The sequence below is a fragment of the Saccharopolyspora sp. NPDC049426 genome, from assembly GCF_040676935.1.
GTDB lineage: Bacteria > Actinomycetota > Actinomycetes > Mycobacteriales > Pseudonocardiaceae > Saccharopolyspora.
This window is the reverse complement of the sequence record NZ_JBFAPZ010000007.1, coordinates 201446-214930: the sequence shown is the minus strand read 5'-3', so window position 1 is coordinate 214930 and position 13485 is coordinate 201446. Positions and strand designations below refer to the sequence as shown.

Sequence of the window (13485 nt, the reverse complement as noted above, 5' to 3'; positions counted from 1 at the left end):
TGCCGGCGTAGTGGGTACTTCCTGGAGTGTTGGGGCCGGCACACCAGTTCCGGGACAACACTCCCAAGCTCGGCGCTAGAGCGGTTCGCAGGGGCGCCAGAAACAAAGACGCACGAGTTTACGGAGAAGGTTGTGACAGGGACGCGCACGTATGTTGATCTTCTTCTGATTGGCGCAGGCCCCGTCGGACTATACGGCGCATACTACGCGGGTTTCCGTGGCCTCAGCGTCGCCGTTATGGACGCGCTGCCTCAGCTCGGGGGACAGGTGAGCACGCTGTACCCGCAGAAGAACATCTATGACATCGCGGGGTTTCCCAGCGTCAAGGGGCAGGACCTCGTGGACAACCTGGCCAGGCAAGCCGAGCCGTTCGGCCCGGACTACTTGCTCGGGCATGAGGCGCAGAGCTTGGATCGCGAGGGTGACGCGCTGATTGTCACTAGTAGTGAGGGCGCTGTTGTCGAAGCCAGGGCAGTGATCATCACCGCCGGCGTCGGGGCCGCGAGCCCCCGCCCGTTGCCGTGCGGAGAAGAGTACCTCGGTCGTGGTTTGCACTATTTCGTGCCGGATCTTGAGATCTTCACGGGGCGTGATGTTGTCATCGTCGGCGGCGGTGACTCGGCCGTTGATTGGGCATTGGCCGCAGTGGACCGTGCGCGAAGTGTGTCCCTGGTGCACCGCAGACAAGCGTTCCGTGCGCATGAGCACTCTGTGGCGCAGCTGCGCGCTTCACCGTGCGAGCTCATTCTCGACGCTCAGGTTTCCTCGCTCTCGGGAGTCCCGCACGTGGAGCAAGTGGAGGTGACAAGCAAGGGTGAACCTGACCCCAGAACTCTGGCAGCCCAGGTGGTTGTCGCGGCACTGGGTTTCAAGATCAACCTAGGGCCCATCGCATCGTGGGGTCTGGAACTCCAGGACCGCGCGATCGTTGTGGACCCAGCCATGCGGACCAACATCCCGGACGTGTACGCAGCAGGGGACATCGCGGTGCATGAAGGCAAGGTCAAGCTCATCGCGGTCGGGTTCGGTGAGGTCGCGACAGCCGTCAACAACGCGGCGGCCGTTCTGCAGCCTGGTGTCGGCCTGGCGCCGGGACATTCCTCGGACGCCCAGCCGCCGGCTGCCGATGCCTTCCCAAATTCTGTGCTGAAACAGGCGACATCGTGAAAGGAGATCCGCCATGGCTTTCGTGATTGGCGAACCGTGCATCGACGTCATGGACAGGTCGTGCATCGAGGAGTGCCCGGTCGACTGCATCTATGAGGGCGGGCGGATGCTCTACATCCACCCCGATGAGTGCATCGACTGCGCTGCCTGCGAACCGGTCTGCCCGGTCGAGGCCATCCGTCCGGCGCAGCGTGTGAACGAGGACTGGCGCCCGTTCCAAGAGACGAGCAGGGAGGCATTCGCGGAAATCGGTTCCCCTGGCGGATCGCCCAACGTGACGCAGCCTATCAAGGACCCCGCTTTCGTGGCGCAGTACGAGAAACCCTAACCGCATCGCTCGTACAAGGTCGCGTCTCCGCTTGTTCGACTGCGACCTTAAGGCGCCCATGCGCATCAGCAAGCTCAATCCGCTCCGTGGGCGCGGCGTGAGCGAGCAGGCCAGGTTTATCAAGCAGGAGGTTGTCACGTGACACGTAAAACCACGCGTGTGAAGATGCGAGGGCATGCCAAGCGTCGGGAAGCACGCGGGAGCCGGGGGCGCTGGGGCCGTAACCGAGCCGGTTACCCGGCCCTTGCTATCGCAAGCCTCCTGCTTGCCGGGGCTGATCATGCACAGTGGCTCGAAACCGCCGACACCACAGCGGCGGCATCGAAGCAGGCCAGTGTCTCTCGAAGCTCGGATAGCAGTCGCCGGGCTTCCCCATCGCCGCCAGCGTCGGCCTTCGGTGTCGGTTTTACGCCTGGGCAGGCTGATGCGCTCGTGGGTGACGGACTCCTGAGCAGGAGTACGCAGTACTTGGGAATTCCCGCAACCATGCTCGACTCGTACCGGCGAGCTGCTGAAATAGTGGGACGCAGCAACCCGGACTGCCATGTGAGCTGGCCGCTGCTGGCAGCGATAGGCAAGGTCGAATCCGGTCACGCCCGTGGCGGCAACGTCGACGCGTCCGGTACTGCACGGCGGCCAATCCTCGGCCCCACACTGGACGGCACGAATGGCACGGCCGCGATTCTCAACAAGGTTGGCAGTAAGTGGCGCCAAAGTGGACAGTGGGCCCGGGCGGCGGGACCGATGCAGTTCATCCCCTCCACCTGGACGCGCTGGGGTGCCGACGCGAACGACGATGGCCAAGCAGACCCGCACAATGCCTACGACGCGTCACTGGCGGCAGCGCGCTACGTCTGTGCAGGTGGCCGTGACCTGAGAACTTCAGATGGGTTGCAAGACGCGATTTTGAGCTACAACCACTCCATGCAGTATGTGCAACTCGTACTGCACTGGATGCGGGCTTTTGAGGCAGGCGGATTGCCGGTACCCGACTCCCTAGGGTCTCGCGGATTCGTGACCGGAACGGACTCCGAGTCGCAGCAAGCTGGGGTTGGTCGCTCAACTCCGGGGCGTCCGTCAAATTCAAGCCCCGACGGCCCCCCTCCGGAGCAGGGTGTTCATTCCAGCAACCCTCCTGCGGGCACCTCGGAACCAGCCATGCCTCCACCGAGCCCACCGCGCCGTGGAATTGTTCCGGGGCCGGTCGGCGATCTCTTGCCTGCGCCCGTCGGTGCTCAGGAACCGCCTGTACTCATCTTGGCGCCGAACCAACTGACGCCGCCATGACAAGCGTGAGCGGATTATCCGAGGGGACGTGCAAAATCGCGGTACTCATGATTGATCGCGAATCGAGGGGAGGGCGGACTAGCATCGTTTCGTGGTGGTCCTCGATTCAACTGCGCTCGTAGTCGCTCTGCTGGTCCGTTCGATTAGGTGCGAAGGACGCTGCTGTATGAACGAGGCACGAAGATGGATCGAGTCAGGTAGAAATACCGGCGCGGTACTACGGGTCATACGACAGCGGATTCTTTAGAATGTGTGGAGGTCCATTTGTGTCGGAAGCTTGGCCTCCCTGAGCCAGTGGCGGTCCACAGTGGGCGTCCCTTGCAAGGGGTTTAACTGTTGAGGTGAAGCCCTGCCGGAGAAGGAGCATCAATTGCTACAGGTGGACGGCTGGGTGGATGTAGAAGATCTGTCCTTTGCGTACAGGGAGTGGGGTAAGGGTCCCCTCGTGCTGTTGCTGCACGGATTTCCAGACTCGCCAGGTACGTTTCACGTTCTGGGGCAGTCGCTCGCGCTCGCGGGCTTCCGCGCGGTGGCGCCATGGTTGCGCGGTTACGGTCCCACTTTCAGCGGGGCTCCCACGAGTTTGGCTCAACTTGGGCGAGACGTGCTCGACCTGGCTGATGCTCTTCAGCTGGGAGAGCCGGTGCACGTCGTGGGGCATGACTGGGGAGTTGTGGCCGGGTGTATGGCCGCAACGTTGCGGCCTGAGAGGATTAGGCGGTTGGCGCTCCTAGGACTACCTCACCCCGCTCACTTCCTGACTCGGGTCTTCGCTGATCAACAGCAGCTCCGCCGCTCGTGGTACATGTGGTTCTTCCAGTTGCCTGAGCTTTCCGAATCAGTGCTCTGCGCCGAGGACTACGCCTTGATAGATCGACTGTGGTCGGATTGGTCACCGGATCTCACGACACCCATTCCACACCGCGCGGAGATCACGGAAACATTCGATCTCGGTGGCGCCGAAGGCCCAATCGGTTACTACAGAACGGTCTTTTCCGGCGGTGCTAAGCGCGACCCTGACGAGAGGGCGCTGTACGGGCCTGTCTGCGTTCCGACGCTATCCCTGATCGGAGCCAACGATGGCTGTGTCGGGGCGAGTCTAGCCGAAGGCCAGGAGCAATACTGGGAGTGGTCTCTCACCTCCAGGATTGTGGAAGGGTGTGGGCACTTTCTACATCTGGAACGCCCGCGGTATGTCGCGAATAGCATTATCGAGTTCATTTGCGATCCGCAACGCCCGTCGGCTCTTAGCCCCCCGGTGCCATAATGTCGGGGTCGTTCCAGCGGCAGTATGTGAGGAGTCAGTTATGGAGATGTCCGGCGCGCAGTCTGAGCCTGAAACCGCCGAAGTCGCTGAGGAATTGCTGGTCGAAGAGGTTTCGATCGACGGCATGTGCGGCGTGTACTGAGGCGGCGAAACGGGATGACAGCGATGCTCGACGAGCCCTGGACCCTGTCGCCGTCGGTGCGCCTGCGCCCGGAACCTTTCGGTGCGCTCGCGTATCACTTCGGCAATCGGAAGTTGATGTTTTTGAAGCGGCCCGAGTTGGTGGCGGTGGTCCGCGGGCTCGCCGAGCAGCCCGACATCCGTCGTGCGCTTGCCAGCGCTGGTGTTTCGGAACGCCAGTACTCCTCCTACGTCGCCGCGCTGCGCGGTCTTGCGGCGAACGACGTGATCCTCCGACGCGATGAAGAGGTGACTGCATGACCGCCACTACCGAGCATCCCGCTGCTGCGGTGCAGCGCCCGGCGGGAGGCAGCCTGGTCGATCAGTTCGAGTACGGCCTGGATGCGCCGATTTGTCTGACGTGGGAGTTGACCTACGCCTGCAATCTCGAGTGCGCGCACTGCCTTTCCTCCAGCGGCCGACGCGACCCGCGTGAGCTGACGACTGCGCAGTGCAAGGCGATCATCGATGAGTTGCAGCGCATGCAGGTCTTCTACGTCAACATCGGGGGTGGTGAGCCGACGATCCGCCCGGACTTCTGGGAGTTGCTGGAGTACGCGGTCTCGCATGACGTCGGGGTGAAGTTCTCCACCAACGGAATCCGCCTCACCCCTGAGCGCGCACGCTTCCTGGCCTCCACGGATTACGTCGACGTGCAGATCTCACTCGATGGTGCCACCGCGGAGGTCAATGACCGGGTCCGCGGCCCGGGGACCTACGACACCGCGATCCAGGCGTTGGAAAACCTGCAGCGTGCCGGTTTTGAGGACGCGAAGATCTCGGTGGTGTGCACGCGGGAGAACATCCCGCAGCTCGATGAGTTCAAGGCGCTCGCCGACCGATATGGTGCGACGCTGCGATTGACGCGGTTGCGTCCGTCCGGGCGCGGCGCCGATGTGTGGGATGAACTGCACCCTCTCCCGGAGCAGCAGCGGGTTCTCTACGACTGGTTGATGGCCAACGGCGAGAACGTGCTGACCGGCGACTCCTTCTTCCACCTCGCCGCTTTCGGTGAATCGCTTCCTGGGCTGAACCTGTGCGGTGCCGGGCGAGTGGTGTGCTTGATCGACCCGGTCGGGGACGTGTATGCGTGTCCCTTCGCCATTCACGACGACTTCCATGCGGGCAACGTGCTGTCCGAAGGCGGATTCCAGCAGGTCTGGCAGACGTCGGCGTTGTTCACCGAGCTGCGGTCGCCGCAGACCGGCGGTACCTGCAGCAGTTGCCAGTTCTTCGATTCCTGCCGTGGTGGGTGCATGGCCGCGAAGTTCTTCACCGGCCTACCGCTGGACGGCCCTGATCCGGAGTGCGTCCGCGGGTTCGGTGAGGCAGCGCTCGCGCAGGGGCGCACGGTCCCGGCAGCGAGCCAGAACCACTCGAGGACGACGCCGACCCGCAATCAGCCGGTCCTGTTGCAGCTCTCTCGCCGGCCGGAAGACCTGGAGACCGCGATCAGCCCGAAGGCCGCGCCGGTGTCGGCGTGTGCTGAAAGCCCCCTGGCCGGATTCGATCCGACCGCTCCGACCACCTGACCGTCCCGACGTGTGATCAGAGGAAACCAGCGTGTCCTACAAGCCTTCCTGGCTTTCCAGGGTCGAGAACCCGTGGAAGCAGAACCCATGGTTCGAATCGGTTGCCGTCGCGCAGCAGCGCGCGCGCAAGCGACTGCCCGCTCCGGTGTACGGGGCGCTGGTGGCCGGCAGTGAGCGCGGCCAGACCATCGCGGACAACCAGGCCGCCTTCGCCGAGATCGGCCTGGCCCCGCACGTCGCCGGTCAAACGCCGGAACGCGCAATCGGCACCCGCGTGTTCGGCCAGGACGTCTCCTTGCCGGTGCTGATCAGCCCCACCGGTGTGCAAGCCGTGCACCCGGAGGGGGAGGTGGCGGTGGCTCGGGCGGCTGCCGCACGCGGCACCGTCATGGGCCTGTCGAACTTCGCGTCCAAATCAGTGGAGGACGTGACGGCGACCGGAGCCACCACATTCTTCCAGATGTACTGGACCGGTGACCGGGACACCATGATCCAACGGATGACTCGCGCCCATCGGGCCGGAGCCCGGGGCCTGATGGCCACCCTCGACTGGTCATTCTCGATGGGACGCGATTGGGGTAGCCCCGAGATTCCCGAGAAGGTTGATCTCAAGACGATGGTCCGGATGGCGCCCAAGGTCGCCACGAAGCTTCGCTGGCTGTCGACGTTCGCGGCCTCGGGAGTCATCCCGGACCTCACCGCGCCGAACCTCGCGCCGCCCGGCGGCAGCGCGCCGACGTTCTTCGGCGCCTACTACGAGTGGATGACCACCCCGCCACCGAGCTGGGACGACGTCGCGTGGATGGCCGAGCAGTGGCGGCAGATCTCCGGCACCCCGTTCGTGCTCAAGGGGGTGTGCCGGGTCGACGACGCACTGCGCGCGGTCGATGCCGGTGTCGCGGGTCTCTCCGTGTCCAATCACGGCGGCAACAACCTCGACGGCACTCCTGCGGCCATCCGGATGGTTAAGCCGATCGCCGACCGCGTCGGCCACCAGGTCGATGTTGTCATGGATGGAGGCGTGCGCCGGGGCTCCGACGTCGTCAAGGCCGTGGCGCTGGGCGCCAAGGCAGTCCTCATCGGACGGTCCTACCTCTGGGGGCTGGCGGCCAACGGTCAGGCCGGGGTGGAAAACGTCCTGGACATCCTGCGCGGAGGCATCGACTCGGCACTGCGCGGTCTCGCAGTCTCCTCGGTGCAGGACCTGACTCCCGAACACCTGCTCGTACCTGAAAACTTTCACCGCGAGCTCGGCCGTCCGGCACCGCAAATCGCGGCCGACCTGTGACGTGCGCGACGGGCTAGGCGCTCCCGCACCCTTTTAGGGGGCCTAACAGATTGAGTTGTTCTTGAGTGTGTGCCAGCAGATGATGCTGCAGCCGAGGCTGAGGAAGGCTTCATGGATGTCATCGCGGATCTCCCAGCGGATGCGCAGGCGGCGTAACCAGTGCAGCAGCGCGATGGTCTGTTCGACGACGTATCGGTGCACGCTGAGTCCGGAGCCGTGTTCGGTGCCGCGTTCGGCGAACCGGGGCTGGATCCCCTTGGTTCGGACGAGTTTGCGGTACTTGTCGTAGTCGTAGACCCGGTCGGAGTAGAGCTCCTTGGGTCGCTTGCGTGGGCGTCGTTGTCGTCCGCGCACGGGTGGGACGGCTTCGATCAGAGGCATCAGCCGGGTGACGTCGTGGCGTTGTCCGCCGGTGAGCGTGGCCGCCAGCGGGGTTCCGCCGCCGTCGACGAGCACATGATGTTTTGAGCCGGTCTTGGCTCGGTCTACTGGGCTGGGGCCGGTTTTGGGCCCCCTTTTAACGCTCGGGCATGGGAGCCGTCCACCGCGGAGCGTGACCAGTCGATCAGCCCGGCTGCGTTCAGCTCGGCCAGCAGCACCTCGTGCACGCCGGCTTCGGTCCAGTCCCGCAGCCGTCGCCAGCAGGTCATGCCCGAGTCGTACCCGAGTTCCTGCGGAAGGAACTCCCACGGCATACCCGTGTAGAGCACGAACAAGATCCCGCACAGCGCATTGCGATCGTCCAGCCGCTTGCGACCAGGATTCCGGAACCGCCGCTCGACCACCCGCAACAGCGGCTCGATCCGTTCCCACAGCCCATCCTCGACCTCCCACGGCCTGCGCTGCGCCAACACCAAGCAGACGATCCCACGAAGACCTCAAGGTCAAACCACATCCAAGATCATTCTGTTAGGGCCTCTTAGTCGATCGAACACGATCCGGACGTCAACCTTCGCCAGTGCGCGCCGACTAATCCGAAGTTCAAATCGTTGGCCGTATGACGCAGCTTCCAGCAGGCGCGAACTCCTGTCCGGGCATACGGTTCAGGACGGGAAAGGGCATCGGGTCGGTACCGCGAAGGATGGATGCACAGTCCCCTTATCCATGAACAGAGGACTGAGTCATGTCGATCTTTGTGTCAGCCGAGAACGTGAGCGAGCAGGTCGCCGATATGGGCAGTACATCGTTCTCGACCAAGATGGTCTTCGGGAACAATTCGTGGTTGATGATCGCGACGCGGCCGAGCGGATACCACTCCCGGCCTCACACGCACGCATGCGAGCAGCTGAATTATGTGAACAGTGGTGAACTGTGGGTGTGCGTCGAGGACGAGGCGTACTTCATCCGCGAGGGCGACTTCCTCCGTATCCCGGAAGGCGCTCGGCATTGGTCGCTGAACGTGTCCAACGCGCCTTGCACCGTGACGGAGGTCCATTCGCTGGGCCTGCACTCCGACCCGATGGTCTCCGATTTTGCCGAGCCCCTGTTCCACGAGGACGAGGAAGCCACGTATCTGGGAGATCCCGTCAACCGGTTCCTGGATGACGACGACCCCTTCGAGGTGTCCGTCGCCGAGAGCAAGATCGTCCGCGTCGGACGGAACGTGAGCGCCTAGGCTGTCGGGTATGAGTTCCTCTCATTCGATGCCCGCCTATCCTCCCGAGGTTATCGTCGTCGGGTACAGCAAGGTTCCGATGTCGAGTGCAGCCTATGGGAACCACGGCGAGACATTCGCGATTTCGCTCGTTGTCGACCGAGCCAGTCACGTGGTCCTGGACGCCGACTGCACCGCGGACACCCACGTCGTCCGAGAGTGGCTCGTTCAACGCCTGATCGGGCATCGCGTCGATCTGGATCCGACCGACATTCTGAACGAGCTGAAGAGCTCCTACATCAGTCCTGCCCGCGGGTCGATGCAGCAAGCGGTCATCGACGCGTGGGCCCGTTACGGACGCCACCTCGGTCACGGCGACTCCTGACGATCGGACATCGTCGACCGTACTCCTGAACACAAGAACTCACCGATGGATCCATCCGGTCCAACCCCATTTCTTCAAGGGCGCAGAAGTGGTTCGGGTCTGTCCAGAGTTCGGTTGACATCTTGACCTGCCCCAGGGATCGACGGGTGTGGTGGCGTTGTAGTCCAGGGAGTCCGGGCCGTGGCTCAATCCCTGGGGGATGGTCATGACGTGTCCTCGGTGTGGTCGATGGGGCGGCGGTCGGTGCGGGGGTGGGTTTCGTACATGCGGACCGCGACGCTGATTCCGGAGAGGAGGCTGAGTGCGGCTGCGGCCCAGACAGCGGCGCGCAGGTCCCAGATGTCGGCGACGATGCCGCCGAGGACGGCGCCGGCGGCGTAGCCGCTGTCGCGCCAGAGCCGGTAGACGCCGACCGATCGGGCACGCCAGCCGGGGTGGGCGACGTCGCCGATGGCGGCCAGCAGGGTGGGGTAGACCATCGCGGTGCCCGCGCCCAGCAGTGCGGTCGCGATCGCCCATGCCGGGAAGGTGCCGACGAGGGCGATGAGAGTGAGCCCGGTTGCTTGGACGAGCATTCCGGTGGTGATGAGGTGCTTGCGTCCCCATCGGTCGGACAGGGCTCCGGTGGCGAGTTGCCCGATGCCCCAGACGGCGGGGTAGAGGGCGACGAGGATCCCGACCTGGTCCACCTCGAGTCCGGCGCCGGCGAACAGCAGTGGGAACAGGCCCCAGGACAGGCCGAAGTTGAGGTTGTTGATCAGCCCGGCTTGGCTGGCCGAGGACAGCGCGGGGTCGGTGAAGGTCGTGCGGACAAGGACTTGCCGGTTGGTCAGATCGGCGTGCTGGCCGGTGAAGCTGCCGGACTGCGGCTGGCTTGCTTCGAGTCGGGCGTGTTCGCGGGTCTCGCGGACGGCCAGGGTGGACAGGGCGAGGCCGAGCACGACGTAGGCCGCCCCGAGCAGGAATGGTGCGGGTCGCAGCCCGTACTGCTCGGCGAGGTAGCCGGCCAACGCCGAGGTGATCGCGACGGCGCCATACCCGGCGGCTTCGTTGAAGCCCATCGCGAGCCCGCGTTGCCGGGGGCCGACGAGATCGACCTTCATGATCACGGTCGTGGACCAGGTCAGGCCCTGGTTGATGCCCAGCAGGAGGTTGGCGGCCACGATCCAGCCCCAGTGATCAGCCCAGATGAGCATCACCGGTACGGGGATCGCGATGAGCCATCCCGCGATCAGGATCGGTTTGCGGCCGAAGCGGTCGGACCAGGTGCCGGCGAAGTAGTTCGTGGCGGCCTTGCTGAGCCCGAACACGAGCACGTAGGTCAGCAGGACGGTGTAGCCGGTGAGGTGGAATTCCCGTTCGGCCAGCAGCGGCAGGACGGTCTGCTCCTGGCCGACCATGCCGCCGACCAGGGCGTTGACCAGCACGAGCAGGCTGAACTGGGCGAGGTTGGCGCGCAGGCCCCACCGCACCGGGGCGGCACTCATACCCCGTGCTCCAAGGGGCGGCCGGTGACCTGGGCCCAGTCGTCGGGGCCACCTTCGAGGATGGAGAGGTCGCGGTGCCCGGCTCGTTCGAGAACGCTGGCCGCTCCCATCGCGCGTTCGCCGTGCCCGCACATCACGACGGTGGGTGCGCGGGGCAGTGATTCGGCGTGATCAGTGAGGGATCCGAGTTCGACGTGAGTGGAGCCGGGCACGTGCCCGGCGGCGAACTCGGGGACTTGGCGGACGTCGAGGACGTTCTGCTGGTTGATCTCCTCGGCGCGCACCAGCCGTGTAGCGGTGATGTCCTGCTCATCGGCGGTCCAGGCGTCCATGCCGCCTCGGAGTTCCCCAACGATGTTGTCGAAACCGATCTTTGTTGCCTGCCAGGCGATCTCTGCCGGATCCTGCTCATCTCCGCGCACGACGATCAGCGGTCGTTCCGGATCGGCGAGCCAGCCCAGCCACGAGGCGAAGACCGGACGCAGCGGGATCGACAGCGCCCCGGGAATGTGGCCTGCGGCGAACTCGGGTACCGGTCGCACGTCGACCACGTGCGCTCCTTCGGCCAGCAGCGCCCGCACCCGCGCCACATCCAGTCCGGCTGGTGCCGGGTCGGTGTCGAGCACGGCGGGGCCTCGGCGGTTGACCTCGGCCAGGCGCAGGAAGTAGTCGGGGAAGCTGCCCAGCGATCCGGTCAGCGCTGCCACGAACGCGTCCTCGTCCTCGGCCTGCAGCAGCGGGTTGGTGGCCTTCTGCGCACCGATCGTGCTGGTGCGCTGCGCACCGGGCGGGGCCGAGCAGAACGATCCGGCGCCGTGGGTGGGCCAGACGGTGACCTCGTCAGGCAAACCGGCGAGCCTGCGCAGTGAAGCGTACTGCTGGCGAGCCAGCGGTTCTGTCCGTTCGGGCGAGATCAGGTCGGTGCGCGCTGCCGAACCGACCAGCAACGAGCCACCGGTGAACACGCCGACCGGCTGGTCGCCGTCGAGCAGCAGGAAGGACAGGTGCTCGTGGGTGTGTCCGGGCGTGGCAAGGGCGCGCAATCGGAGGCCGCCGAGGTCGACCTCGTCTTCGTCGTGCAGTCCGGTGTGGCGGAATTCCCGGTGCCCGGCGGCCGAAGCCAGGACGCGGGTGCCTTCGGTCGCCGACAACTGGCGGGCGCCGGACACGAAGTCGGCGTGCAAGTGGGTGTCCGCGGCGAACGCCACGGTCAGCCCCCGTCGGCGCGCGGCCTGCTGGGTGGCCCGCAAGTCGAGGCTGACATCGACCACGAGCGCGCGCCCGTCTCCCAGATCAACCAGGTAGGCGGAGTTGCCCAGACCCTCGTCGATCAGCGGTACGAGGTCAACGGTGCTCATCGCGAACGCTCCTTCCGGGGTGTTCTCCGCGTACCCTCTTCGTTATACGCTATTCCATGAAAAATTGGAGGACTGATGGGTGATCGAGACGCGAAGACAGCCCTGTTCGATCAGTTCGCCCGTGTCGGCAAAGCTCTGGGCAGTGGAAAGCGGCTGGAACTGCTGGACCTGCTCGCCCAGGGCGAGCGCACGGTCGAGGCGTTGGCACGTGAGGCGGAACTGGGTCTGACCACTGCGTCGGCGCACCTGCAGACGCTCAAGCAGGCCAACCTGGTCAGCACCCGCCGGGAAGGCACCAAGGTCCACTACCGGCTGGCCGGCACCGACGTCGCCGCGCTCTACGCGCTCACGCGCGCCGTGGCCAGCGCGCACCTGCCCGACGTGGAAGCGGCCAGCAACGCCTACCTCGGTCCCGACGACGCCGAGCACGTCAGCCGCGACGAGCTGCTGCGCCGAGCCGAGAGTGGCGACGTCGTCGTGCTCGACGTGCGGCCCCGTGAGGAGTACGAGGCCGGCCACATCCCCGGCGCAGTGTCGATTCCGGTGGAGGAATTGGCCGACAGACTCGGCGATATACCGGCCGACCAGGAGGTCGTGGCCTACTGCCGCGGCGCGTACTGCGTGCTCGCGCACGATGCGGTGCGGATGCTCACTGCACACGGCCGGACCGCGAGCCGCCTCGCCGACGGAATGCTCGAATGGCGCCTCGCCGAGCTGCCGGTGGAAACCACCTGACCCCGACCACGCCGACGCGGAACACCGAAAGCGAGGCACGATGACCGCTGACCTGGGCCAGGCTCAACACACGCACTGGCAGCCGGTGTACCAGGCCAACCCGCACATGTACGGCGACCAGCCGTCCGAGCCTGCCCGGTATGCGGCTGAGGTGTTCGCCGCTGAGGGCACCACGGAAGTGCTGGAACTGGGAGCAGGGCACGGCCGGACAACCTCTCTTTCGCCCACCGAGGCTTCTCGGTGCGTGCCCTCGACTTCAGCCCCGAGGTCCTAGACCAACTTCGAGCCCGAGCCCGCCAGGACGGCGTCAGCGACCGCCTCACCACCACCGTCCACGACGTGCGCGCACCGATCCCCGTTCCCGACGACAGCGTGGACGGCGTCTTCGCGCACATGCTGCTGTGCATGGCCCTGTCCACGGCCGAGGTTCACGCACTGGTCGCCCACATTCGCCGCGTCCTGCGCCCGGGCGGCAGGCTGATCTACACCGTCCGCCACACCGGCGATGCCCACTTCGGCAACGGCATCGCCCACGGCGATGACATCTACGAGCACGGCGGCTTCGCCGTGCACTTCTTCGATTCCGCCTTGGTCGACGCCCTCGCGCAGCAGTGGAATCTGGCCGAAGTTCACGCCTTCGAGGAAGGCGAGCTTCCTCGTCGCCTCTGGCGCGTCACGCAAACCAAGCCCCGCTGACCTGCGCCTCCGCAGTATGTAGTGCCCCCGCAGATGCACCCAATGCCTTATCCCTTTGGTTCCGGCCCCTGAAAGGCGACCCGTGCCTACTGCCGTTCACCCTGCCCAGAAACGCATCCTCGGCGTGCTCGTGGCTGCCCAGATCCTCAGCGGAGCCGGTCTCGCCGCCGGCATCACCGTC

15 protein-coding genes are annotated in these 13485 nt (G+C 65.3%); 12 read left to right on the top strand and 3 right to left on the bottom strand.

Features of this window, described 5'->3' with window-relative positions; all coding sequences use genetic code 11:
* Window positions 1-132: 132 nt before the first annotated feature.
* The 8 genes from AB0J78_RS17435 to mftD all read left to right on the top strand — a co-directional run bounded on the left by AB0J78_RS17435 (window position 133) and on the right by mftD (window position 7049).
* Complete coding sequence (locus AB0J78_RS17435; protein ID WP_363790090.1) at window positions 133-1167, top strand: NAD(P)/FAD-dependent oxidoreductase; 1035 nt, start codon at window positions 133-135, stop codon at window positions 1165-1167.
* A 13-nt stretch (window positions 1168-1180) separates the two neighbouring features.
* The gene (gene fdxA / locus AB0J78_RS17430; protein ID WP_363790088.1) at window positions 1181-1495 is read left to right on the top strand and encodes a ferredoxin; all 315 of its coding nucleotides are present in this window, start codon (window positions 1181-1183) and stop codon (window positions 1493-1495) included.
* Between the two features lie 165 nt (window positions 1496-1660).
* Window positions 1661-2782 (top strand): lytic transglycosylase domain-containing protein, encoded by a 1122-nt coding sequence (locus AB0J78_RS17425; protein WP_363790447.1) that lies wholly within the window; start codon window positions 1661-1663, stop codon window positions 2780-2782.
* A gap of 379 nt (window positions 2783-3161) precedes the next feature.
* Entirely contained in the window at window positions 3162-4049 is an 888-nt protein-coding gene (locus AB0J78_RS17420) for an alpha/beta hydrolase (protein WP_363790445.1), read from the top strand.
* 46 nt (window positions 4050-4095) lie between these two features.
* Window positions 4096-4191, top strand: coding sequence for a mycofactocin precursor MftA (gene mftA / locus AB0J78_RS17415; RefSeq protein WP_363790443.1), 96 nt, complete (start codon window positions 4096-4098; stop codon window positions 4189-4191).
* A gap of 23 nt (window positions 4192-4214) precedes the next feature.
* Complete coding sequence (gene mftB / locus AB0J78_RS17410; protein ID WP_363790086.1) at window positions 4215-4490, top strand: mycofactocin biosynthesis chaperone MftB; 276 nt, start codon at window positions 4215-4217, stop codon at window positions 4488-4490.
* A 29-nt stretch (window positions 4491-4519) separates the two neighbouring features.
* The gene (mftC, locus tag AB0J78_RS17405) at window positions 4520-5761 is read left to right on the top strand and encodes a mycofactocin radical SAM maturase (RefSeq protein ID WP_363790084.1); all 1242 of its coding nucleotides are present in this window, start codon (window positions 4520-4522) and stop codon (window positions 5759-5761) included.
* 31 nt (window positions 5762-5792) lie between these two features.
* The gene (gene mftD / locus AB0J78_RS17400; RefSeq protein ID WP_363790082.1) at window positions 5793-7049 is read left to right on the top strand and encodes a pre-mycofactocin synthase MftD; all 1257 of its coding nucleotides are present in this window, start codon (window positions 5793-5795) and stop codon (window positions 7047-7049) included.
* Between the two features lie 42 nt (window positions 7050-7091).
* Here the strand turns inward: mftD and AB0J78_RS17395 are convergent.
* A protein-coding gene (locus AB0J78_RS17395) for an IS5 family transposase (protein WP_363790441.1) occupies window positions 7092-7900 on the bottom strand; the annotation gives its coding sequence in 2 pieces (ribosomal slippage) (window positions 7092-7567 and window positions 7567-7900; 810 coding nt in all).
* Window positions 7901-8172: 272 nt separating this feature from the next.
* Between AB0J78_RS17395 and AB0J78_RS17390 the strand changes: the two genes are divergently transcribed.
* Together AB0J78_RS17390 and AB0J78_RS17385 are read left to right on the top strand one after the other, a co-directional pair.
* The gene (locus AB0J78_RS17390; protein WP_363790080.1) at window positions 8173-8664 is read left to right on the top strand and encodes a cupin domain-containing protein; all 492 of its coding nucleotides are present in this window, start codon (window positions 8173-8175) and stop codon (window positions 8662-8664) included.
* A gap of 28 nt (window positions 8665-8692) precedes the next feature.
* On the top strand, window positions 8693-9028 hold the full coding sequence (locus AB0J78_RS17385) for a DUF3870 domain-containing protein (RefSeq protein ID WP_363790078.1): 336 nt from the start codon (window positions 8693-8695) through the stop codon (window positions 9026-9028).
* 203 nt (window positions 9029-9231) lie between these two features.
* Here AB0J78_RS17385 and AB0J78_RS17380 read toward each other — a convergent pair whose 3' ends face one another.
* Both AB0J78_RS17380 and AB0J78_RS17375 read right to left on the bottom strand, forming a co-directional pair.
* The gene (locus tag AB0J78_RS17380) at window positions 9232-10515 is read right to left on the bottom strand and encodes an MFS transporter (RefSeq protein WP_363790076.1); all 1284 of its coding nucleotides are present in this window, start codon (window positions 10513-10515) and stop codon (window positions 9232-9234) included.
* Entirely contained in the window at window positions 10512-11873 is a 1362-nt protein-coding gene (locus AB0J78_RS17375; RefSeq protein WP_363790074.1) for an MBL fold metallo-hydrolase, read from the bottom strand. Before AB0J78_RS17375 ends, AB0J78_RS17380 begins: the two co-directional genes overlap by 4 nt.
* Window positions 11874-11948: 75 nt before the next feature.
* Here AB0J78_RS17375 and AB0J78_RS17370 point away from each other — a divergent pair, with 75 nt between their 5' ends.
* Both AB0J78_RS17370 and AB0J78_RS17365 read left to right on the top strand, forming a co-directional pair.
* Entirely contained in the window at window positions 11949-12608 is a 660-nt protein-coding gene (locus AB0J78_RS17370) for a metalloregulator ArsR/SmtB family transcription factor (protein WP_363790072.1), read from the top strand.
* A gap of 240 nt (window positions 12609-12848) precedes the next feature.
* Window positions 12849-13304, top strand: coding sequence for a class I SAM-dependent methyltransferase (locus tag AB0J78_RS17365; RefSeq protein ID WP_363790070.1), 456 nt, complete (start codon window positions 12849-12851; stop codon window positions 13302-13304).
* Window positions 13305-13485 lie beyond the last annotated feature (181 nt).

What these genes read in the sequence shown, in the direction of transcription:
- AB0J78_RS17390 (WP_363790080.1), top strand. Translation starts at nt 8,173, where the DNA reads ATGTCGATCTTTGTGTCAGCCGAGAACGTGAGCGAGCAGGTCGCCGAT.
- mftA (WP_363790443.1), top strand. Translation starts at nt 4,096, where the DNA reads ATGTCCGGCGCGCAGTCTGAGCCTGAAACCGCCGAAGTCGCTGAGGAA.
- AB0J78_RS17370 (WP_363790072.1), top strand. Translation starts at nt 11,949, where the DNA reads ATGGGTGATCGAGACGCGAAGACAGCCCTGTTCGATCAGTTCGCCCGT.
- AB0J78_RS17375 (WP_363790074.1), bottom strand. Translation starts at nt 11,873, where the DNA reads ATGAGCACCGTTGACCTCGTACCGCTGATCGACGAGGGTCTGGGCAAC.
- fdxA (WP_363790088.1), top strand. Translation starts at nt 1,181, where the DNA reads ATGGCTTTCGTGATTGGCGAACCGTGCATCGACGTCATGGACAGGTCG.
- AB0J78_RS17425 (WP_363790447.1), top strand. Translation starts at nt 1,661, where the DNA reads ATGCGAGGGCATGCCAAGCGTCGGGAAGCACGCGGGAGCCGGGGGCGC.
- AB0J78_RS17380 (WP_363790076.1), bottom strand. Translation starts at nt 10,515, where the DNA reads ATGAGTGCCGCCCCGGTGCGGTGGGGCCTGCGCGCCAACCTCGCCCAG.
- mftB (WP_363790086.1), top strand. Translation starts at nt 4,215, where the DNA reads ATGCTCGACGAGCCCTGGACCCTGTCGCCGTCGGTGCGCCTGCGCCCG.
- AB0J78_RS17385 (WP_363790078.1), top strand. Translation starts at nt 8,693, where the DNA reads ATGCCCGCCTATCCTCCCGAGGTTATCGTCGTCGGGTACAGCAAGGTT.